The organism is Desulfosediminicola sp., from assembly GCF_048381775.1.
Taxonomy (GTDB): Bacteria; Desulfobacterota; Desulfobulbia; order Desulfobulbales; family Desulfocapsaceae; genus Desulfopila; species Desulfopila ganghwensis.
Genome location: NZ_JBLXGE010000005.1, coordinates 338,852 through 359,852, shown reverse-complemented (window position 1 = coordinate 359,852; position 21,001 = coordinate 338,852). Strand labels below are relative to the sequence as shown.

Annotated in this window: 16 protein-coding genes; 13 read left to right on the top strand and 3 right to left on the bottom strand. The window is 49.3% G+C overall.

Annotated features, from left to right (window positions below; translation table 11 throughout):
* Positions 1-6 precede the first annotated feature (6 nt).
* Positions 7-2,274, bottom strand: a complete 2,268-nt coding sequence (locus ACN5NT_RS10950) for a response regulator (protein WP_419175455.1) — start codon at positions 2,272-2,274, stop codon at positions 7-9.
* A gap of 344 nt (positions 2,275-2,618) precedes the next feature.
* Between ACN5NT_RS10950 and tdh the strand changes: the two genes are divergently transcribed.
* The 11 genes from tdh to ACN5NT_RS10895 all read left to right on the top strand — a co-directional run bounded on the left by tdh (position 2,619) and on the right by ACN5NT_RS10895 (position 14,178).
* Entirely contained in the window at positions 2,619-3,656 is a 1,038-nt protein-coding gene (gene tdh, locus ACN5NT_RS10945; protein ID WP_419175475.1) for an L-threonine 3-dehydrogenase, read from the top strand.
* Positions 3,656-4,879, top strand: coding sequence for an aminotransferase class I/II-fold pyridoxal phosphate-dependent enzyme (locus tag ACN5NT_RS10940; RefSeq protein WP_419175454.1), 1,224 nt, complete (start codon positions 3,656-3,658; stop codon positions 4,877-4,879). The genes tdh and ACN5NT_RS10940 overlap by 1 nt, the downstream gene beginning before the upstream one ends.
* Positions 4,880-5,216: 337 nt before the next feature.
* The gene (locus tag ACN5NT_RS10935) at positions 5,217-5,747 is read left to right on the top strand and encodes a hypothetical protein (protein ID WP_136796311.1); all 531 of its coding nucleotides are present in this window, start codon (positions 5,217-5,219) and stop codon (positions 5,745-5,747) included.
* A gap of 260 nt (positions 5,748-6,007) precedes the next feature.
* Positions 6,008-6,553 (top strand): hypothetical protein, encoded by a 546-nt coding sequence (locus tag ACN5NT_RS10930; RefSeq protein WP_419175453.1) that lies wholly within the window; start codon positions 6,008-6,010, stop codon positions 6,551-6,553.
* A 375-nt stretch (positions 6,554-6,928) separates the two neighbouring features.
* Positions 6,929-7,657, top strand: a complete 729-nt coding sequence (locus tag ACN5NT_RS10925) for an amino acid ABC transporter ATP-binding protein (RefSeq protein ID WP_136796313.1) — start codon at positions 6,929-6,931, stop codon at positions 7,655-7,657.
* Positions 7,658-7,732: 75 nt separating this feature from the next.
* Positions 7,733-8,560: an ABC transporter substrate-binding protein gene (locus ACN5NT_RS10920; RefSeq protein WP_136796314.1), complete on the top strand. Its 828-nt coding sequence runs from the start codon at positions 7,733-7,735 to the stop codon at positions 8,558-8,560.
* Positions 8,561-8,641: 81 nt separating this feature from the next.
* Positions 8,642-10,417, top strand: a complete 1,776-nt coding sequence (locus tag ACN5NT_RS10915) for an amino acid ABC transporter permease (protein WP_419175452.1) — start codon at positions 8,642-8,644, stop codon at positions 10,415-10,417.
* 224 nt (positions 10,418-10,641) lie between these two features.
* The gene (locus tag ACN5NT_RS10910) at positions 10,642-11,571 is read left to right on the top strand and encodes a metal ABC transporter solute-binding protein, Zn/Mn family (protein ID WP_136796316.1); all 930 of its coding nucleotides are present in this window, start codon (positions 10,642-10,644) and stop codon (positions 11,569-11,571) included.
* A gap of 22 nt (positions 11,572-11,593) precedes the next feature.
* A complete protein-coding gene (locus ACN5NT_RS10905; protein ID WP_419175451.1) occupies positions 11,594-12,112 on the top strand; it encodes a hypothetical protein in 519 nt (172 codons plus the stop codon).
* On the top strand, positions 12,102-12,923 hold the full coding sequence (locus ACN5NT_RS10900; protein WP_136796318.1) for a metal ABC transporter ATP-binding protein: 822 nt from the start codon (positions 12,102-12,104) through the stop codon (positions 12,921-12,923). Before ACN5NT_RS10905 ends, ACN5NT_RS10900 begins: the two co-directional genes overlap by 11 nt.
* Positions 12,916-14,178 carry an iron chelate uptake ABC transporter family permease subunit gene (locus tag ACN5NT_RS10895; RefSeq protein WP_419175450.1) on the top strand — a complete coding sequence of 421 codons (1,263 nt, stop codon included), beginning with the start codon at positions 12,916-12,918 and terminating at the stop codon, positions 14,176-14,178. Before ACN5NT_RS10900 ends, ACN5NT_RS10895 begins: the two co-directional genes overlap by 8 nt.
* Before the next feature lie 154 nt (positions 14,179-14,332).
* On the opposite strand, the gene cydB is transcribed toward ACN5NT_RS10895, so the two are convergent.
* Both cydB and ACN5NT_RS10885 read right to left on the bottom strand, forming a co-directional pair.
* Complete coding sequence (cydB, locus tag ACN5NT_RS10890; protein ID WP_136796320.1) at positions 14,333-15,361, bottom strand: cytochrome d ubiquinol oxidase subunit II; 1,029 nt, start codon at positions 15,359-15,361, stop codon at positions 14,333-14,335.
* The gene (locus ACN5NT_RS10885; protein ID WP_419175449.1) at positions 15,358-16,917 is read right to left on the bottom strand and encodes a cytochrome ubiquinol oxidase subunit I; all 1,560 of its coding nucleotides are present in this window, start codon (positions 16,915-16,917) and stop codon (positions 15,358-15,360) included. The genes cydB and ACN5NT_RS10885 overlap by 4 nt, the downstream gene beginning before the upstream one ends.
* Positions 16,918-18,017: 1,100 nt before the next feature.
* On the opposite strand from ACN5NT_RS10885, the gene fusA reads away from it, so the two are divergent.
* Both fusA and ACN5NT_RS10875 read left to right on the top strand, forming a co-directional pair.
* Positions 18,018-20,099 carry an elongation factor G gene (gene fusA, locus ACN5NT_RS10880; protein WP_136796322.1) on the top strand — a complete coding sequence of 694 codons (2,082 nt, stop codon included), beginning with the start codon at positions 18,018-18,020 and terminating at the stop codon, positions 20,097-20,099.
* Between the two features lie 121 nt (positions 20,100-20,220).
* Positions 20,221-20,916: a hypothetical protein gene (locus tag ACN5NT_RS10875; RefSeq protein WP_136796323.1), complete on the top strand. Its 696-nt coding sequence runs from the start codon at positions 20,221-20,223 to the stop codon at positions 20,914-20,916.
* Positions 20,917-21,001: the final 85 nt, after the last annotated feature.

The window sequence follows — 21,001 nt, the reverse complement described above, 5'->3', positions numbered from 1 at the left end:
TGTTGGTCAAGCGACGAGCGGCACTGTTTTCTTGCGTAAAGGCAGCAGGATCGATTCAATCTCGTAATAAAATCTATCGGGCTTGATGGGTTTGGAGATATAGCCGTCCATTCCCGCTTCCAGGCAGCGTTTCCGGTCACCTTTTACTGCATATGCAGTCATGGCAATTACCGGGACATGGTTTCCGGTAATCCGTTCCAACTCACGTATACAGCGCGTCGCCTGGAAACCGTCCATTCTCGGCATCTGAATATCCATAAGGATCAGGTCAAAGTCCTTTTTATGATCCCGGATCATCTCCACTGCTTCCTGACCATCTTTCGCAGAAGTTACCTGCCAGCCGGCACGTTCAAGTACTGTGGTGGCAACGGTGCGGTTGATGGGTTCGTCCTCGGCCAGCAGTACCTTAAGGGAATCCCTCAGTTTCGGATCGGTGCTGAATGTTTGGTTATGGGGGATAAGGCTTAAGACAGGTGAGGCCGGCAGCCTGAATTCCGCGGAGAAGTGAAATGTCGTTTCGCGGCCCGGTGTACTCGCTACCTGGATTGTACCACCCATCTTCTCGACTAATTCAGCGACAATGACCAAGCCGAGCCCTGTGCCGCGCTTATTGCAGTCCAGTCTTGTGCCGACCTGGCTGAATGGGCGAAAAACATGATTGAGTTTGTCGGAGGGGATTCCCACACCGGTATCCCGAACCTTGAATTGAAGTTCGAGTTGCTGAGAACCCGGAGTATGTTTTTGCGTTCTCGCCACGGAGAGCAATACCTGGCCATAGTCCGTGAATTTAATGCTGTTGCTGATGAGGTTGGTGATAATCTGGCAGAGCCGGGTTGCATCCCCGATCACTATCTTTGGTATGGTCTCGTCCCAGGTGAATTCCAGATGCACGTGTTTTTTCTCGATCCCGATTTTCAGAAGCTCGAGGGTCTCAGTTATTTCTTTATGGATATCGAATGGGAAGGTGACGAGATCGAGCTTACCTGCTTCTATTTTGGAAAAGTCCAGGATGTCGTTTATTAGTGAAAGCAAACGGTTAGATGAAGTTTTAACCATGCCAAGATATGTTCGAACATCGTTTTCGAGTGGTTTGTCCAGGGCAATTTCAGTCATGCCGATAATACCGTTCATGGGAGTTCGGATTTCATGACTCATAGTTGCCAGAAAGGCACTCTTTTTCTGTTCTGCCTGTTCCGCTTTCTCTTTTGCTTTATGTAGCTGCTTTATCTGTTGTTTGCGGGCGAGGGCGTCACCGATATAACGGGCAACAAAGGACATGAAACGCATGTCGTGACCAGAATAAACGATGTCTGTAAAGCATTGTAATATCAAAGCACCTGAGATGTTCCCTCGTCGGAACGGTACCCCAAGCCAGGAGACCGGCCGGGGGCCGGTGAGGTGGAGGCCATGGGTATCGATGAGTTCTTCAATGTTCTCCGGGGTGATGAGGAGCGGATCCGGATGGGAAAAGAGAAGGGAGTATAATTCTTTTTGGCCCGGATCATATTCCACACGTTGGCAGCTGTGATAGGGGAATTGTGTGTCGGAAACGTACGGGAACGAGTAGTAGAGTTTCCCGTCCTTTTCGTACCAGGTCATAATGCTGAAATTCGCTGCATGAACAAGTGTGCTTATAGTGCTATGGATTTGTTGATAGAGTTGCGGGAGTGATTTGAAATTATGGGATTGCTCACTGATCTGAAAAAGAGCAGAACGAATTTGTTCGGAGCGTTCGAGTGCCTGCATGGAGAATTTCAGCTGTCTGATGGTGTCCATGCTTTTTAAGCGTGAACCGATGACGGAGCAGAGTGTCATAAGTCCGGTGAGCTGTTCGGCGCTGAAGGTGCAGGCTTCGGCGGAGCCGATGTAGAGTGTTCCTACGATGGTGTTCTGGTCAAAAATAGGAGTAACTATATGGGTTGAGTTGCCTGTTTGTCGCAACCATTCGGGTTGCTCTTCAGCCTGAATGATGGTCGGACTTCGTGTGGAAAACGGCTCTAGGAAACGTTCCTCGTCGAGGGCAATTGAAGAGGGGATACGCGAGCGGAGTGTCGTTGCAGCATTGGCTGGTGGTTTCAGATTTCTCGTGTTGTTCTCCGAGATAAGATAAAGCTGGATTGCAAAGTTACCGATTTTAGGGAAAATCCTTTTGTGCAGAAAGTTGTGCAAGCGGACTGGTGTGTCAGCTGTGCGTTGGCCGATGGTCAATTCCTGAATGAGTTCCAGGAAAGTGGCTGAGGCAATAGGAGCTGCAGCGAAAAGGTGTCTGGGCATAATTACCTGTTGTCATGATTACGTGGGAATTGTTGCTGGTTACGTCATTGTATTATCGATAAAAATTAGCACGACAGACCAATCATATCAAAAATAGAGATGAGGTTGAAGGGTAAGTGGAAAAAAGGATGTTAAAAAAATCGGGCGACTATCTGATTTGCCATTTCTACTCAGCTCTGAGTTACCGAGAGAAAAGTAATTGATGCAATATCCAGTCAAACTCTTGGCATCGGTGAGTGGTAGAAGATATATTTTTTGATAACTGCTGTGATACACTTCATTTGAGTACAGGTTGCGCAAATTCTAAGAGCTATACAACTTGATGGGGAGTACTGATGAAAACTATGAAAGCCCTGGTCAAGGCAAAAAAAGAACCAGGATTGTGGTTGCAGGATCTTCCGCTGCCCGACCCGGGGAAAAGTGATGTGCTCATTCGTATTGAACGGACCGCAATTTGTGGCACCGATGTTCATATCTACAATTGGGATGCCTGGGCACAAAAGACGATTCCTGTACCCATGGCCATCGGGCATGAGTTTGTCGGCAGAGTTGCCTCGGTTGGAGAAAATGTCCAAGATTTCAAGCCAGGTGATCTGGTTTCGGGAGAAGGACATCTGGTCTGCGGGCATTGCCGGAATTGTCTGGCTGGCAGAAGGCATCTCTGCCCCAACACAAGTGGTGTCGGTGTCAACAGGACAGGTGCGTATGCTGAATATCTCTGTATCCCGCAAACTAATGTATGGTACTGCGACTCTGCCATTCCTCTCGATATTCTGACCTGCTTTGATCCTCTGGGCAACGCAGTGCATACCGCGCTGTCTTTTGATGTGCTGGGGGAGGATGTGCTTATAACCGGAGCGGGGCCCATAGGCTGCATGGCTGCCGCTGTTGCACGACATGCCGGGGCACGGCATGTGGTGGTAACTGATATCAACCCCTACCGACTGGAACTTGCCAAAAAAGCGGGGGCGACCCTCGTGGTCAATGCGGCTGACACCGACCTGAGGGATGTACAGAATGCCCTGGGCATGAAAGAGGGATTTGATGTGGCCATGGAGATGTCAGGCAGTCCGGCGGCCCTGAACTCAATCCTTGAGAATATGTGTCATGGCGGCAAGATCGCCATGCTGGGCATTATACCTGAGAATACCGAAGTAAACTGGAATACAGTGGTCTTCAATGGTCTGACGATCAAAGGAATCTACGGGCGTGAGATGTTTGAAACCTGGTATAAAATGACAGCCATGATCCAGAGCGGTCTGGATATTTCCGAACTGATTACCCACCGTTTTCGCTATACTGAATTTGAAGAGGCGTTTGCCGTTATGCGCTCGGGCAATTCCGGTAAGGTTGTGTTGAGCTGGGGAGAGGAGAAAGAATAATGTCCACAGAAAAACTTGACGCAGCCCTTGTAGCTGAATTGAAGTCCCTGGAGGAAGAAGGCAGGGCAAAGCCGCCGGAGAGGGTGATTACCGGTTATATCCCCCCTAAAGACGAGCGTGGTCCCAGATATACCCTTGCGGGTGTTGATGGCGAATTTATCCGGCTGAATTCCAACTCCTATCTATCTCTTTCCAATCACTCCGCGCTTATTTCCGCCGCCGATGAGGCGACTCACGCCTGTGGGGTGGGGCCCGGGGCAGTGCGCTTTATAGATGGCACGTTCAGTTATCATAAAAAGCTGGAAGAACGAATTGCCGCGTTTGTCGGTAAGCCTGCGGCCAAGATCTTTAATTCTGCCTATACCTCAAACTGTGGTCTGGCTCTGACCATAGGTAACAGGAAAACCCATTGGATTGGTGATCAGCTTAATCATAATTCCATTATCCGTGGCATGCGGATTTCCGGGGTGCCGAGTAATCACAAGGGAATTTTTGCCCATAATGACATGGGTGACCTGCGTCGCTGTTTTGCCGAAGTGGCGGATGACATCGAACGGGTTGTGGTAATTTTTGACGGTATCTTCTCCATGCGCGGAGATTTTGCTCCCATCGACAGGATTATTGAAATATGCAAAGAGAATGAAAATCGTTTTCGTGACGGTGTAATCACAGTGGTCGATGATTCCCACGGTATTGGTGCCTACGGCGATACCGGCAGAGGAACACCGGAGCACGCTGGCGCTGTGCCTGACATTATTATCGGAACTTTTGGCAAGGCTTTCGGAGTGAATGGCGGCTTTATCGCGGCCAGCGAGATGGTGGTGGAAGCCGTGCGCCAGAAGGCGGACACCTATATTTATACGAACCCGTTAAGCGTTGCTGATTGTGCAGCCGCCACCAAAGCCCTGGATATTTGTGACAGTGAAGAAGGGCTTGAGCTGTTAGCCAATCTGAAAAACAGGACGACACAGTTCAGGGAGGGGCTCGTCGATTTGGGTCTGGAGTCTATTCCCGGCCCTCATCCAGTGGTGCCGCTGATGGTACGTGATACAACCAAAACGCGCCGGATGGTGGAGCATCTCTTCAACAAAGGAGTATTGGTTGTCGGCTTGACCTTTCCTGTCGTGCCCCGGGGAGATGAGTCGATTCGCTTTCAGATCAATGCTGCTCATACCAGGAGTGATATCGAGTATGTACTTGCCTGCCTTGCGGAAAAAAACTGATCTCCGCAGTTCATTTCACAAATTCGATATGGCACCATTTATTATGTAAAAATAGATGGAGATGGTGCCAGCCCGATCGAATTTCTCATAATTTCGCATTTTCGCCATACCATCCAGATTTTTCCCAAAAGATCTTGTTCTGCAAGGAGTAATTATTCAAGGGGCTTCGTTTTATTTCCTATATATTTAGGTGTTTATGCCTATTTACAGCTGCGATTTATACTGGCTAATTAATACAGCAAGGAACTATGGAATGAGCCGCTGTGTCTGGTAGTGGCAAAAAACAGGCATAAATAGTTGGCCATGAGACATCCCTCGTACACAACAAGGAGATTTGATGAAGCGACTGACTTTTGTACTGCTGTTGGTTCTCGGAGCAGTATTGACAGGCTGTGCACAGAAGCTGCCTGTCAACACCGGTAATGATGTGGGGGTTCTCGCTATTCCGATGATGGGGCAAAAGAGTGGCAGGGGAGAGTTCATTTTCAGTTATGAGCTTACCCATTCGATGAACCATGAGATTGCTATCAGGATAACTCCTGGGGCAGGTGAAAAATTTGTTTTTTCTGAGGCTCTGCCAGCGGGTAGTTACACTTTCGACACTGTGACCATGTATGCGAAGCCAACAATAACCACGCTATCCTCTGTAAATAAGCTCTCCCGAAAATTGGATCCTCCTGTTCGTATCCAGATAGAGGCAGGGAAAGTAGTTCTTCTGCCTTCACGGTTACGGGTCTCTATTAAACCTGGAGATGCCGAGGAATTTTATCAGGTTACCAGTTGGGAAGAAATGGATGAAGAAACCATTGTTACTATGAAAAAAAGATTGGAGTCAATGGAGAACGCCGATGGTTGGCAGATACAATAGTACTCCTATAATGTTTTGGGATCTTAACTATATACGATAACCGTACCGTTCATTACGAAGGGGCATCTGTTATGCACTCAAGGCCCCGTATTCTTATCATATTCATCGTGCATTCACTTGTTGCAGGGTCCGTTTGAATGAGCTCTTTCCTGTACAGATTGCGTTCTGCAATTGGTACAGAATGAAAGTTTTCGTTTATCAGCACAATGGGAAGCGTTCAGGGTGAGAGGTTACACTAAAACATGTTTTCAGGGGGAATTATGAAACGTCTGATGTTGCTTTTGTGTTTGCTTGCTGTATTGAGTGGCTGCGGTCAGAAGGTGCCGGTTCTAGGTGATGGTGAGAATTTGGGAATGCTTGCGGTTCCCATGGATGTATACAATAACACCGGTTTTCCTTTCACCAGATACTTTGTCCTGTCAAATAGCGAAAATCCGGATTTTTCAGTGAGGCTTGATCCGTGTGTTGGTCGCTATTTTGCACTTTCAGAACCGGTTCCACCGGGCGAATATGTTTTTGACACTGAAACTACCTATCTCGTTCCATCATCCCGTTTTTCTTCTAGCACCCATAAGGGAAGCAGACGGTTAAATCCTCCCTGGAAAGTACAGGTTGAGAAAGAGACCCTGTTAATTGCAGGGCAAAAATACTCAGTAATGTTCAAAAAGGGCGAAAACCATATGTATTGGACAAATACCGATATTACTCATCTGGACTGGAATGAGAGAAAAGATTACACGGAAAAACTGAGCCAATTGGAAAATGCAGACAAATGGCGTATTTTAGGGCAATGGGAGCAGTATTGAGAGGAAATGACAATCCTGGCAATCTAAAGCAGTAGACGGGTTTTGTGGTAGAGACGCTGCGGCTTTCGGCAGTTTGCTCTGTGTTTGTAGTAAAGAGTAGGTATAACAGCTGGTTGTAATCGGGCTGGAGATCAGGGATGATCTCCAGCTTTTTTTATTTGGTCTCACCTGCGGGGGTGTTAACTGATTATTGTTCCTTTTGTATTGTAAAAGTGACAGGAGGGGGGCTTGGAGAATTAAATTCAGCAAATGATGAAGTTTGGGTAAAAAAATAATGAATAATAGCTCTACGGCGGATTTTCCATTGCCCACTTGTCACTGTTTTGTTAGTAATATTTGGATTCGTTTCTTGTATACAAAAAATCGGGGGATACTGTGATTTCGTTTAATAAGGTCAACAAGTGGTATGGGGACTTCCACGTCCTGAAGAATATTGATCTTGAGATAGAGCATGGTGAGGTTGTCGTTGTCTGCGGTCCGTCCGGGTCCGGTAAAAGTACGTTGATCAGGTGTATCAACAGGCTTGAGCCGATTCAGGAGGGAAGCATCGTCGTTGACGGTATGGACGTGAACGATCCTCGCACAAATATGACCCATCTACGGGCTGAGGTTGGTTTTGTTTTTCAGCAATTTAACCTCTATCCTCATATGACCGTGCTGGATAACATAATGTTGGCCCCGACCTTGGTGCGTCGCATAAACAAGGATGAGGCCAGAAAAATTGCTATGGATCTGCTGCATAAGGTAGATATTCCAGATAAAGCAAATTCTTACCCTTCTCAACTGTCCGGTGGTCAGCAGCAGCGTGTGGCAATTGCACGAGGCCTTGCCATGCGTCCGAAGATCATGCTCTTTGACGAGCCGACAAGTGCACTTGACCCCGAGATGATTAATGAAGTTCTGGATGTAATGAAGTCTCTGGCCCGTGAGGGCATGACTATGATCTGCGTTACCCATGAGATGGGTTTTGCCCGTGAGGTTGCCGACAGGGTAATCTTCATGGACGACGGCAATCTGGTTGAGCAGAACAGCCCGGAGGAGTTCTTTAACAATCCACAGAACAGACGTACCAAAGACTTCTTAAGCAAGATTCTCAGTCATTAACGGCTGAGGGAGAAGAGGCAGAACCCGTCGGTATAGAGCCTGCGGGGAGTACTAATCATTATTATAGGAGAAGATATGAAATTTCTGAAAGTTGGTGCAATGGCAGCGGCTTTCTGCATTGCCACCGCAAGCATGGCATTTGCAGGCCCCACCTATGACCGTGTTATGGGTGACAAGGTTGTAAAGGCAGGTATTTCCAACAAAGGTAAACCTTTTGGCTTCATCGATGCCAACAACGAGTGGGTTGGCTTTGACATGGACATGGCAAAAGAGATCGCCAATCGTCTTGGCGTGAAGTTTGAGCCTGTCGTCGTAAACAACAAAACCCGCATCTCCTTTCTGCAGACCAATCCACCCAAAGTAGATATGGTTCTGTCCAACATGACCCACAAGCGTGTACGTGATGAGAAAATCGACTTCTCCATCACCTACTTCTTCGATGGTCAGAAGTTCCTCGCCAAGAAAGGTGCAATTGCTGATGGCAAGGATCTCGCAGGCAAGAAAATCGGTTCCATGCAGGGCACAACTTCCATCGTAAACGCGAAAGCATACCTTGAGAAGATGGGTGACACTGATCCTAAGGTAACCGGTTACCAGAACGAGGTTGAGATGTTTGAGGCTCTCCGTTCCGGTCGTGTTCAGGCTATCTCCACTGATTCCACTCTGCTGATCGCTCTTGCAGCCAAAGAGCCGGGTAAATACGAGCTGGTAGGTGAATTCATTTCTGATGAGCCTTATGGCGTAGGTCTGCCGCAGGATGATTCCGCATGGCGCGATATCGTCAACTTCACCATCCAGGATATGTGGAAAGATGGTAAGTACATGGAGATCTACAACAAGTGGTTCGGACCAGATACCGAGACCCCATTCCCGATGACTGAAAAAATTGAAATGTGGCCGTAATCAATTAACCCGGTTACAGATTTTCAAATTTTCCTTATCCCGGGACCCATGGTTCCGGGATTTGTCTGTTGATGGATGCCAATGTTTACGCACTACATGAATAAGACCTGGGTGCAGAACCTGTCACTGGTTCTCATGCTGGGATTGATAGCCTATTATTTCGGGTTTGTTTTCAACTTCGATTACAAGTTCAACTGGAGTGTTCTCTACACTGAGACCGAGTATGGCAATATGGGCCATATGCTCCTGAATGGCTTGAATCTGACGGTGAGTATCTCGTTGTACTCTGCTGTGCTTGCCCTGGGGCTCGGTACTCTGTTTGGATTAGCCCGATTATCGAATTTTAAACCGGTGTATGTGTTTGCAAGCGCATATGTCGAGTTTTTCCGTAACACCCCGCTGCTGGTACAGCTCTTCTTCTGGAACTTCGCCCTGCCTGCAGGTTTGCCTGAAGAACTGAAGATGAAGCTCTTTGAACTCGATTTCGAGTTCTGGGTGGCAACCCTCGGGCTGGGTATTTATACCAGTTCATTCATGGCGGAGGTTATCCGTGCAGGTATCCAGTCTGTCCCGAAAGGGTTGCTTGAGGCTTCATACTCTTCCGGCCTTACCTACAGTCAGTCACTGAGAAAGATCATCCTGCCACTGGCTTTTCGTGAGATTATTCCACCCCTGGGATCGGAATTTCTCAATAATATGAAAAACTCCTCCCTGGCGATGACCGTCGGTGTGGCTGAGGTGTGCTGGTCTGCCCAGGAGGTTGAAGCCCTGACCTACTCCGGTTTTGAGGCAACCGCAGCAGCGACTGCTATTTACCTGACCCTTTCGCTTATTATTGCAATTTTCCTGAACCTGGTGAATGCCAAGCTGAAGATCGTGGGCAACGATGGTGCCACCACGACCCGCAGAATAGCGGATCTGATCTTCCTGCCAGTGGTGAAGGTTTCACAGATTCTTTCCGATCTGCTCTGGCATCTGGGCAAGGCTCCTGTCGATTCCCGCACGCTCTCACCGGGTGCTGCGGCATGGTTGAAATTTCGGACAACCTGCTGGGCGGCCATTGTGTTCACAGTCAAGGCGCTGTTTGTCGCTTTCCTTTTGGGGATTGTATATCAGACGGTGAAAGGGCTTGCCTCGTTCAATTACCAGATAATCTGGGACAATCTCCGTGCGCTTCTGATCTGGCGCTTTCCCAATGGTGGCTCCACCGAGGTATTCTGGGGGCTTGGTGGTCTTTCTATGTCCATCATCATGGCCGTAATCAGTATCTCGCTGAGTTTCATTATTGGCCTGGTTGTCGGTGTCGGTCGTACTTCTGACAACCGTGCGATCAAGGTTCCCTGTATGTTCTATATTGAACTTATTCGAGGGAATCCGTTGATTATGGTAATTTTCTGGGTCTATTTCTTTCTGCCGCCGATTCTCAAGATTCAGCTTGATGTATTCTGGAGTGCGACCCTGGCCATGACCATCTTTTTTGGTGCCTATATTGCCGAGATCGTACGCGGTGGTATTGAAAATATTCCTAAAGGACAGGTGGAAGCGGCCGTATCAACTGGACTCGACTATTTCCAGACCATGCGAAGGGTCATCCTGCCGCAGGCGCTCAAACAGATGCTTCCCGCCATTGTCGGCATGTTTATCGCTGCGTTCAAGGATACCTCTTTAGCCTATATCATAGGTGTTATGGAACTGACCACGGCGGCATACTCCATCAACAACCGTTTGATGCTCTATCCATTTGAAATCTATACTACTATTGCGGTATTGTATTTTGTCTGCTGCTACATCATGAGTCTTTACGCCAGGAGGCTTGAGCGTAAGCTCAGCCCAGAGAGCGTTCGCCTGGCAATGTAATATTCATAAAAAACCTCCGGGGAATTCCTTCCCGGAGGTTTTTTTCTCTTCCCTTCCCCTTCGTTTGAAGGTTGTTGGTTTGATAATGAAAATCGTTTTCATTTCAGACTGATACCTTTTCTTTTCAAGATCTCTGATATATCCTTTCTCTAGACTATTTCTTTTGCTGTAAGCTCTACCGTATTGGCTTTTTATTATTGGAACGAATATCGAAAGAGGAAGCTATGTTCAGAATAATACTGGTTTTGAGTGCCTGTTTTTTACTACTCTCTGCCGTTGGTAATGTCGGGGCTATGGAGGCCGGGACTCCTTTTAAAGTAGTCGCGTCCACCACCCAGATTGCCGATTTTGCCAGGCAGATAGTTGGTGATCGCGGCGAAGTACTGAGTGTACTGGCACCGGGCGCCGATCCCCACACCTACCAGCCGACGCCGGCTGATGTACAGTTGGTTCTGGCGGCAGATCTCTGCCTTGAAAACGGAATACATCTGGAAGGCAAGAGCTGGATGGCCACTCTGGCCAAAGATGCCGGTAAACCTCTGGTAACGACTACCGAAGGACTGGCGCCTTTGAGTATAGACCAGGGTGGCGAAAGTATCATGGACCCCCACGCCTGGTTTTCACCGAAAAATGTGGCTCTGTATGTCAATAATATCACCAGGGCCATGATGAAATTTGATCCCGAAAATTCCAGCGAATATCAAGCCCGGGCTAAACTCTATCTGCAGCAACTCAGGGTCCTCGACGGCTGGGTACGCGAGCAGGTGAATCGCATTCCGCCGGAGCGCCGTATCCTGGTAACTACCCATGATGCTTTCAACTACTTTTGCCGGGAATATAAGTTCAACCCGAATAATGATTTTCTCTCTATTGCCCCGGTCGGCTGGTCTACAGGCGCTGAAGTGGGTGCGGGTATTACGCCCGAGCGCCGGCGAATGGTGGTACAGTCGATCAAGGACTCAGGTGCTCCCGCAATTTTTGTCGAAACTACTATCAACCCCAAGCAAATCAGGGAAATCGCCAGTGAGACAGGGGTGAAAATCGGCGGGGCGCTCTATTCCGACTCCATGGGGCCCGAAGGAAGCGCCGGGGAAACCTATATCGGCATGATGCGGGAGAATGTGCTGCTGATAGTGAATGCACTCAGTCAATAATTGCCAGTGTTAAGGAGTTGTCATGAGATTTGTCCTTACAGCAGTAATCTGGATCGTCATAGTGGGAGGGCTGTGGGGATACACCCGGCAGCGGCTGCAGGCTGAGGCCGGAATTGAGCGCATTCAGCCGCAGCTGGTTCAGGTTACACAGAAGTTCGATCTTATCCTGACACCTACTTTTTCCGTTGAGCCCGACCCTTTTGCGCTGCAGGTAACGGATGAGCTTGCGGTCACTATGGATTTGCGTATCAATGGCCAGCAGGTCGCAATTGCCGCTGATAGTCTGCAGCGAGGAGTCCCGTTGGTGATTGAGGATATTCGTGGCCTGGTGGAAGGGCAGAATGAGATTTATGTCCAGGCTAGCCCACCGTTATCTGAGAGCGAAAAATCACACGCGGTGAGAGTCCAGCTCAGGAGAGCGAGTTCATCACTGATGGATAACACTATCTGGGCAAGTCAGGGAGCGAGAGTGCTGGGTACGGTAAATTTTGTTTTAACCGCCAGGGGTGATAGTGGAACAGGGGAAGCGGATGAACACTGAAAAAACAGTTGAGGCACGATCAGATTTTGCGGTTGAGGTGGAACATTTGACGGTCAGCTATCATGCGCGGGCGGCCCTGCTCGATGTAAGCGTGAGTATTGAGCATGATCAACTGGTAGGGGTTATTGGCCCCAATGGTGCAGGAAAATCCACTTTTATCAAGGCAGTTCTCGGTTTCGTCAAGCCGGATCTCGGCACGGTGAGAATCAACGGCAAGAATGTGCAGAAGGTAAAGGGGCAGGTGGCCTATGTGCCCCAGCGTGGCTCTGTTGATTGGGATTTTCCCATCACGGTCCAGGAAGTGGCGCTGATGGGACGTTATCAGAAAATTCCCTGGTATACAACACCAGGCCGTCGTGATCGGGAAGCTGCCCTGGAAGCCCTCGAAATGGTGCGAATGGAGGATTTTGCCGACCGGCAGATAGGTGAACTCTCAGGCGGACAGCAACAGCGGGTGTTTCTTGCCAGGGCGCTCTCCCAGGGAAGTGATATTCTCCTGCTTGATGAACCTTTTGCCGGAGTAGATGCGGCCACTGAAAGGGCCATCCTCGATGTGCTTGGCAGGGCCAAAGAGGCTGGCAAAACCCTGGTGGTGGTACACCATGACCTTGCGACAGCTGCAGAGTATTTCGACAAGCTCATCCTGATCAAACAGCGACTTTATGCCTACGGCACGCCGGAGATGGTGTTGCAGGAAGAACTGCTCAGTAAAGTATATGAAGGCCGCTTGCGGATCTTTGCAGATCTGAAAATGGGCGGGGCGGCTGCAGGCACACCTGTAGGGACAGTAAAGGAGGAGAGCAATGCTTGATGCATTTCTTGCACCGCTTCAGGAGACCTATTTTCAAAAGGCGCTCATTGGTGGGTCCATTGTAGCGGTGGTGGCCGGTGTGGTTGGCTGCCTGGTGGTGTTGCGGCGTATGGCGTTTTTGGGTGATGCCCTCTCCCACGCCATGATTGCCGGTGTGGCCGGCGGTTACCTGGTTATGAAGATGTTCTTTGGCCTTGAGGCCCATGCCCCGGGTATGCTGCTCGGTTCCTTGATCGCAGCAATAGCCACAGTGGCTTTGATCAGCTTTGTGTCAAGGGTATCGCGTATCAAGGAGGACACCACCATCGGGATCATGTATACCGGGATTTTCGCCCTTGGTGTTGTCGCAGTTTCCATCTTTCGGCACTATATCCATATTGATCTCATGCATTTTATCATGGGTGATATTCTCGGGGTGGCCGATACCGATCTCTGGGTAAGTGCTTTTACAGCAGCGATAGTGCTGACAATTATCATCCTCTTTTTCAGGCATTTTCAGATTGCCACATTTGACCCGGTCATGGCGGCCTCCATCGGCCTGCCTGTGCTGTTGCTCGACTACCTGTTGACGATATGCGTTTCCCTGGTGGTGGTGAGTGCAGTGAGCATGGTTGGAGTGATCCTGGTGGTCGGGCTGCTTATCACTCCCGCCGCAACCGCTTACCTGCTCAGTGACCGGTTGGATCGCATGATGGTACTCGCCGGAATTTTTGGGGTGACCAGTGTTATCGGCGGTCTCTACCTTTGTGTCTGGCTTGATTCCGCCGGTGGTGGCGCGGTGATGCTGTTTTGCACCCTGCAGTTTCTGGTGGTTCTGGCTGTCGCTCCCAAATATGGCCTGCTGGCCCGTTGGCTGCGCCTGAAACGACTTGTTCCCCAGCAAGTGGTCGAAGATGTGCTGACCACCATCCTAAGGCATGGTAAAGCCACTTCACTTCCAGTGATTCGAACCTATGTGGAAAGTGGTCAGGGGGGGCTGCGAAAAGCACTCAAGCGTATGATTCAGGATGGCCTTATCGCAGAAGAGGTCGAGGGGTATGTTCTCACGGCAGAAGGTCGCAAGGAAGCGGATAAGGTGCTCAGAGCGCACAGGCTCTGGGAGGCATATCTGGAGCGGATTGGAACACCGAAAGAAGAGCTGCATACCACCGCCCATCAACTGGAGCACATCGGCGATGCTGCCGAATATCTTGACGAGCGATTGGGGAAAACAAAGAAAGATCCGCATGGACAGGTTATCCCGGAACCTCGTTAATGTGCGGTAGCTTTTAACTAATTATAAACCGGAAAATTCAGCAGTTCAGACGGCGTCATATTCGAAGTTTTCGGCAATACACTATAGATTGTCCTATGTGTATTGCCGAAACACTGAAGAAGATGGCGCCGTATGGTTTGCTGAATTCTATAGATTAATAGCTGTTCTCACCTAGCTGCACCTTCCCTCTAAATGTCCAGTAAATGATCGCGGTGTAGGAAAGGACCATGGGCATACCAATTGCCACGATCAACAGGCCGATCTTCTGGGTCAGTGGGCTTGAGGCTCCGTTGAAGATGGTGATTGAGTATTCAGGGTTGTTTGTCGCCGGCAGCAGGTTTGGGTAAAGAGCTGCGCTGAACAGGAAAACCAGCACCGCAATGGCGAAACAACTGCTGATAAAGGCATAAAAGGGTTTTTTCTGCTGAATGGCCCTGTATATATTAGCAATGGCCAGAAAATTGAGCAGGGGAACGAGCCAGAGAATCGGGTAGTCGCTGAAATGGTGGATGGAGGCGGGTACAAAGAGTGTTGACCAGAGAGTGACAACTATAAAGAGAGCCAGGAAAGCAAAATATGTACCTTTCATCCAGTGAAAGAGGCGATCCTGTAACTCTCCTTCCGTTTTCATGTACAAATAGATTGATCCGTGCATGGCGAGGAGCGCCACGGTCATCAGACCAACATTGATACTGAAACCGTTGAGCATATCGAGCATTGTACCCTGGTAGTCACCGAGTTCCGAGATGTTCAAACCTTGCATCAGCGTACCAATTGCCACACCGAAGAGCAGTGCCGCCAGTGTCGATCCTGTAAAAAAAAGAATGTCCCATAGGGTGCGCCAGGCTTTGCCCGATCGTTTTGAGCGAAACTCGAGTGAGACGGCGCGGAAAATCAGGGCAAAGAGCAAAGCAACGAAGGGGATATAGAAGGCGCTGAATATTGAGGCGTAGGCGTTGGGGAACATGGCAAAGAGTGCCCCGCCAAAAGTCACCAGCCACACTTCGTTGCCGTCCCAAAGGGGGCCTATTGAGTTCATTACCAGTCGCCGCTCAACATCCGTCTTTGCCACAAAAGGATGCAGTATTCCTACTCCCAGATCGAATCCGTCCAGGATGGCATAGCCGATCAACAGTACATTAAGCAGAATAAACCAGATTATACAGAGTAATTCGGTACTCATATCGAGCCTCCCTCTGTCTCTTCTTTATCAAGGCGGGCGTGCTGGCGGTCCATTGCAGCGTGCCGAATGCCATGGGTGTCGGTTTCGTCATGTTCTTTAAGTGGTGTGGGGCCGGTTCGTATTTTCCTGTCGAGCACCATGATCCACACCGCAGCAAGTGCAAGATAGAGCAGGGTGAAAAGCGCCAGTGAGGTCTTTGCTTCTTCGACACTTACTGCTGCACTCACGGAGTTACTGGTCCTGAGGCCGAGAGTCTCATCATAGTTATAAAAACCGTCGGGACCTGTAACGAGGTCTGTACCATCGTCAGTCCACACAATTGGCGGATGAACGGTCCAGGGTTGGCGACCCACCTCTGCAGCTATCCAGCCTGCCTGGTTGGCAACCATGACAAAGCCGATGGCGAAAACGAAACTCCAGAGTAGCCATCGCTTATTCTGTATTGTTTTTCTATAGTTGTAGTACAACCCAAGTCCGGTGAGGACGATCATAAGTCCGCCAAAGCCAACCATGGCGCGCCAGGAAAGATAGGGGATAATGATAGGCGGCCGATCTTCTTTTTTGAAACGGTCGAGCCCTACGACTTTCTTGCTGAAGGTGAAGTCATCAAACATCATGAAGCTGAGGCCGCCGGGGATGCTCAGATCAAAGTGTATCTTCTCCGCCTCACCGTCCGGCCAGCCGATAAGGTTCAGGTCTCCCCGGCCGGTGTCAAAGTGTGCTTCAAAAGCGGCCAGCTTCTCCGGTTGATATCTGTAGGTGTTCTGGGCCTGGGTATGACCATTTATTCCTAGACCCAATGAGGCGATAAATGCAAGGACCAAAGCGCCATTAAAGGATTGCTTGGCGAATAGCTGGTGGCGATTTTTCAGGAGGTAGTAAGCAGAGACCGAGAGCACGAAGAACGCGCCGACAGCAGCTGCCCCAAGTAAGGTGTGGCTGAGCCGTTGTACCGTGGTGGGGTTAAAGACCAGATCCCAGAAATTGACTATTTCAGCCCTGCGCTGAACGACTCCATCAACCACCCAGGGAGCGAGGCTTGTTGTACCGTCGGTCAGGGTCTGTTCGCGCATGATCTCCACGATATGATGTCCGGCGGGTGTCTGCTGCCAACTGTTGGCCACGATGATCCAGATGGCCGAGAAGGTAGAGCCGAGCGCGACCATGTACACACTGAAGAGATAAAAGCCCCGCTTCACTCTTTCCCTGCCGAAAGCGACAATGGCAAGAAAGCCGGACTCCAGAAAGAACGCAAAGATTCCCTCCGCGGCAAGGGCGCTGCCGAAGACATCCCCGACAAAACGTGAGTAGGTGGCCCAGTTGGTGCCGAACTGAAACTCCATGACAATGCCACTGGCGACGCCGATGGCAAAGTTCAGGATGAAGATCCTGGTCCAGAACTGGCAGGCCACCGCGAATGATTTGTCCTTGCTGAGGTAGTTTCTCGTTTCCAGGTAGGCCAGAATGATGCCCAGACCGATGGTCAGGGGGGGGAAGATGTAATGGAACATTATCGTGAAGGCAAACTGTAGTCGCGAAAGTAGAACAACATCCATAAATGAACCTCCCAAAGACTGAGCTGTCGGAGTTTGACTCTATTGACTGACGCATTACGACGAGAATTGCCATTGTGGATATAGCAATCCTATCGTAAAAAAAACATGAAAACAAATGGATCATGCAGGGAAAGAAGGACGTTGGGGGAGTTCATGGCTTACATGAGATAAACGCTGTCAGAAGCGGGGTAGTGAATACGGTGCAGGCAATTATCTTTTTAGCTGAAAAGAGGCATTGCCTCGCATCTCCATGAGGCGACGAGGGTAGTCTTTTCTTGATGGCCTCACCAACTGTCTACGCATTGGCATCTACAGAAAAAACTCTGAATGCTTGCTAGATGTAATAGGGGAAAAAGGAATAACTCATATATCCAGTTATCTGATTCTTAGAGATGTTTTACGATTATTATCCCTGTCTTGCTGGTTGTGCAAAGAATATGTGCACATTGAAGAACGAACCAATTGATAGCAGGGGAAGAATTTCGTGCGTATTTTTCTTGATGTCAACGAGTCCAGTGCTTACCTGATAACACAAACATTGTGCCCGGGGGGGTATGGAACTAATCGCTCTAAATCCGATGGTTATTTGCCATGCAAATCTCCGGGAGGATGAAAACGCAAGGCGATTTTAATTTTAACCTGATATTTGAAGAGTTTTGTTTGTGACGTTCTGGAGTTCCAATTTTTCTGGTGTATAGAACGTGAGTGAAAAACAGCGTCAAAGATCACAGGCGAACGTTTTTTTGTAGCAATTATGTCATGTCTTGTGTAATGTGCGCGGTTTTCTGAAGAGCTTTTCGGTTGTCAGGCGAACAGCATGCCTGTTGAAGTGAAGTTCCCAGAGTTTTGAATGTTTCTCAGAGTGTCAGGATTAACGACCTGGTTTTGCTTGGGAGACCGTAGTTTATAGGGAACCGCAAGCCTGACGGGAACATGCGGGGCGATGCTTACAGTGTTCAATTCCTGACCTTGATACGTAGCATATCAGTCGAATAGGGAGTTGCAGAGTGCTGTAGCTCCTTATTTTTTTTCATTACCCAAATGACAGACAGTGGGGCCGGAACCATTCCGGTGTGCAGAGTTGGTAGAGGATAGCAGCCATGAGAGATTTATCAAAAGTACGTAATATTGGTATCAGTGCCCATATCGATTCGGGTAAAACTACCCTGACCGAGCGTATTCTGTTTTACACAGACAGAATTCACGCAATTCACGAGGTTCGCGGCAAAGATGGTGTCGGCGCTAAGATGGACTCCATGGAACTGGAGAAAGAGCGTGGTATTACCATTCAGTCCGCAGCGACGTATTGTTCCTGGAAAGATCTCGATATCAATATTATCGATACCCCAGGCCACGTTGACTTTACCGTAGAGGTTGAGCGTGCACTGCGTGTTCTTGACGGTGCGATTCTGGTTCTCTGCTCCGTTGGTGGTGTACAGTCCCAGTCCATTACCGTTAACCGCCAGATGACCCGCTACAACGTTCCGCGCATCGCTTTCATTAATAAGTGTGACCGTACTGGTGCCAACCCTGCGAAAGTAACCCAGCAGCTCCAGGAGAAGCTTGAGCTGAACGCGCACATGCTGCAGATGCCGATTGGCCTCGAGAACGACCTTGAAGGTGTTATCGACCTGATCACCATGAAGGCAATCTACTTCGATGGCGACAATGGTGAGATAATCCGCGAGGAAGAGATCCCTGCCGATATGCTCGACGAAGCTCAGGAGAGACGTGAGTCTCTGCTCGAAGAGATCTCCATGTTCTCCGAAGAGCTGATGGAAGCACTGCTGGAAGAAGGTGAAGTAGATACGCAGCTCATCTGGGATGCCGTACGAAAAGGTACTCTTGCGCTTGAGTTCACCCCGGTTCTCATGGGTTCTGCTTACAAGAACAAAGGTGTTCAGAAGCTTCTGGATGCGGTAGAACTCTTCCTGCCAGGACCAAAAGACGTTGTCAACATGGCCCTCGACCTGAAAAATGAAGAGGAAGAATTTGCGGTAACCAACGATCCTGCAGACCCGCTGATCGCCCTGGCGTTCAAACTGGAAGACGGTCGCTACGGTCAGCTCACCTATATCCGTACCTATCAGGGTACGCTGAACAAAGGTGACACCGTAATCAACACCCGTACCGGTAAAAAAGTGAAGATCGGTCGTCTCTGCCGCATGCACTCCGACGAGATGGAAGAGATCGATTCATGTGGTTCCGGTGACATCGTGGCGCTGTTCGGTATTGACTGTGCTTCAGGCGACACCTTCTGTGCTGAAGCCGTTTCCGCATCCATGACCTCCATGCACATTCCTGAGCCGGTTATTTCTCTGGCGATTATCCCGGTTGATAACAAGGCCCAGGTTAACATGTCCAAGGCGCTCAACCGCTTCACCAAAGAAGATCCAACTTTCCGCTCTTTCGTGGACAAGGAGACCGGTGAGACCATTATCTCCGGTATGGGCGAGCTTCACCTTGAAGTGTACACGGAGCGCATGAAGCGTGAGTATAAGGCAGAGGTTGAGGTTGGTGCTCCGCAGGTTGCATATCGTGAGGCGATCTCCCAGCGTGCAGAGTTCAACTACACCCACAAGAAGCAGACTGGTGGTTCCGGTCAGTTTGGTCGTGTTGCTGGTTTCCTCGAGCCGCTTGAGGACGAAGAGTACGAATTTGTTGATTCCATCGTGGGTGGTGTTATTCCACGTGAGTTTATCAGTTCCTGTGATAAAGGTTTCAAGAAGGCGATCGCTAAAGGTTCTCTTATCGGTGCTCCTATCACCGGTGTCAAGGTTACTATCAACGATGGTGCCTTCCATGCGGTTGACTCCTCCGACGTTGCCTTCCAGCTCGCTTCCGTAGGTGCTTTCAAAGAAGGTTACATGAAGGCGAAGCCGCAGATCCTCGAGCCGATCATGAAGGTTGCTGTTGAAGGTCCTTCCGAGTTCCAGGGTGGTATCATGGGTTCCATCAACCAGCGCCGTGGTATGATTATCGGTTCTATGGAAGAAGGTCTCTATACCGTAATCGAGGCAGAGGTGCCGTTGTCGGAGATGTTTGGTTACTCAACCGTTCTTCGCTCCCTTACCCAGGGTAAAGCGGAGTTCACCATGGAATTTGCAAGCTTCAAGCCTGTGCCGAAGACTGTTAGTGAAGAACTGATCAAAGCTTTTCAGGAAGAGAAGAAGAACGGTTGATTCTAAATCAATAACCGTTTAGATATAAAAGATATCGGGAGCATCGAATGGACTCCCGGTATGTTTTAAGCTGCATGAGAAGACGTGCACACGCAACCACGAAATATGACGAGGTGATTTCATGGCGAGCAATGATTTGGTAGTGAACAACCCTCTCAAGGCTATCGGCCTTGAAGAGAAGGCGAAGAGCGGAAGCAAAAGTATGGGCCTGGTTATGTCCCGCGCTGGTTTGGGCAAAACCGCAGTGTTGGTCCAGTTTGCACTCGACTGCATGCTGCTTGGTAACAAAGTTCTGCACATATCCATTGGTGAGACAGTGGATAAAACCAGAGCCTGGTATGATGATATTCTCTCCCTCATTGCTGATGGTGAGAAGCTTGAAGATCTCCCGGCCGTAATGCAGAACAGAATGATCATGACCTTCAAGGAGAGCTCTTTCTCCAAAGCGGTACTGGAAGAGCGCCTGGACGATCTGGTAGAGCAGGATATTTACAAGCCGGAGTGTCTGATCATCGATGGGTTTGACTTTGCTTCAGCTGATCGTGCTACAGTGGAGGAAATGCGCAGCTTCATGGAACAGCGTGGACTGAAAATGATCTGGTTCTCAGCTATTCGTCATCGCGATGACGAGAGATTGAGCTCCGATGGTGTTCCTGCTCCGTGTCACGAGATCGACGATCTGTTCGACACTGTTCTGGTAATCAATCCAGCCGGTGAAGAAATGAATCTCGACATCGTGAAATGCGATGAGTGCACAGTTGATCCCGGTACTTCTTTGAAGCTCGACCCTTCTACCATGCTTATTCAGAAGGTATAAGAGCTGGAGTCGTCATCGACTTTGCAGTAGAACCATAGTAAATGGAAACGGGATGTCCGCTTGTCGGGTATCCCGTTTTTTTGTT

What these genes read in the sequence shown, in the direction of transcription:
- ACN5NT_RS10885 (WP_419175449.1), bottom strand. Translation starts at nt 16,917, where the DNA reads ATGGATGTTGTTCTACTTTCGCGACTACAGTTTGCCTTCACGATAATG.
- ACN5NT_RS10915 (WP_419175452.1), top strand. Translation starts at nt 8,642, where the DNA reads ATGTTTACGCACTACATGAATAAGACCTGGGTGCAGAACCTGTCACTG.
- ACN5NT_RS10920 (WP_136796314.1), top strand. Translation starts at nt 7,733, where the DNA reads ATGAAATTTCTGAAAGTTGGTGCAATGGCAGCGGCTTTCTGCATTGCC.
- cydB (WP_136796320.1), bottom strand. Translation starts at nt 15,361, where the DNA reads ATGAGTACCGAATTACTCTGTATAATCTGGTTTATTCTGCTTAATGTA.
- ACN5NT_RS10905 (WP_419175451.1), top strand. Translation starts at nt 11,594, where the DNA reads ATGAGATTTGTCCTTACAGCAGTAATCTGGATCGTCATAGTGGGAGGG.
- ACN5NT_RS10935 (WP_136796311.1), top strand. Translation starts at nt 5,217, where the DNA reads ATGAAGCGACTGACTTTTGTACTGCTGTTGGTTCTCGGAGCAGTATTG.
- ACN5NT_RS10950 (WP_419175455.1), bottom strand. Translation starts at nt 2,274, where the DNA reads ATGCCCAGACACCTTTTCGCTGCAGCTCCTATTGCCTCAGCCACTTTC.
- ACN5NT_RS10875 (WP_136796323.1), top strand. Translation starts at nt 20,221, where the DNA reads ATGGCGAGCAATGATTTGGTAGTGAACAACCCTCTCAAGGCTATCGGC.
- ACN5NT_RS10895 (WP_419175450.1), top strand. Translation starts at nt 12,916, where the DNA reads ATGCTTGATGCATTTCTTGCACCGCTTCAGGAGACCTATTTTCAAAAG.
- tdh (WP_419175475.1), top strand. Translation starts at nt 2,619, where the DNA reads ATGAAAGCCCTGGTCAAGGCAAAAAAAGAACCAGGATTGTGGTTGCAG.
- ACN5NT_RS10940 (WP_419175454.1), top strand. Translation starts at nt 3,656, where the DNA reads ATGTCCACAGAAAAACTTGACGCAGCCCTTGTAGCTGAATTGAAGTCC.
- ACN5NT_RS10930 (WP_419175453.1), top strand. Translation starts at nt 6,008, where the DNA reads ATGAAACGTCTGATGTTGCTTTTGTGTTTGCTTGCTGTATTGAGTGGC.
- ACN5NT_RS10910 (WP_136796316.1), top strand. Translation starts at nt 10,642, where the DNA reads ATGTTCAGAATAATACTGGTTTTGAGTGCCTGTTTTTTACTACTCTCT.
- fusA (WP_136796322.1), top strand. Translation starts at nt 18,018, where the DNA reads ATGAGAGATTTATCAAAAGTACGTAATATTGGTATCAGTGCCCATATC.
- ACN5NT_RS10900 (WP_136796318.1), top strand. Translation starts at nt 12,102, where the DNA reads ATGAACACTGAAAAAACAGTTGAGGCACGATCAGATTTTGCGGTTGAG.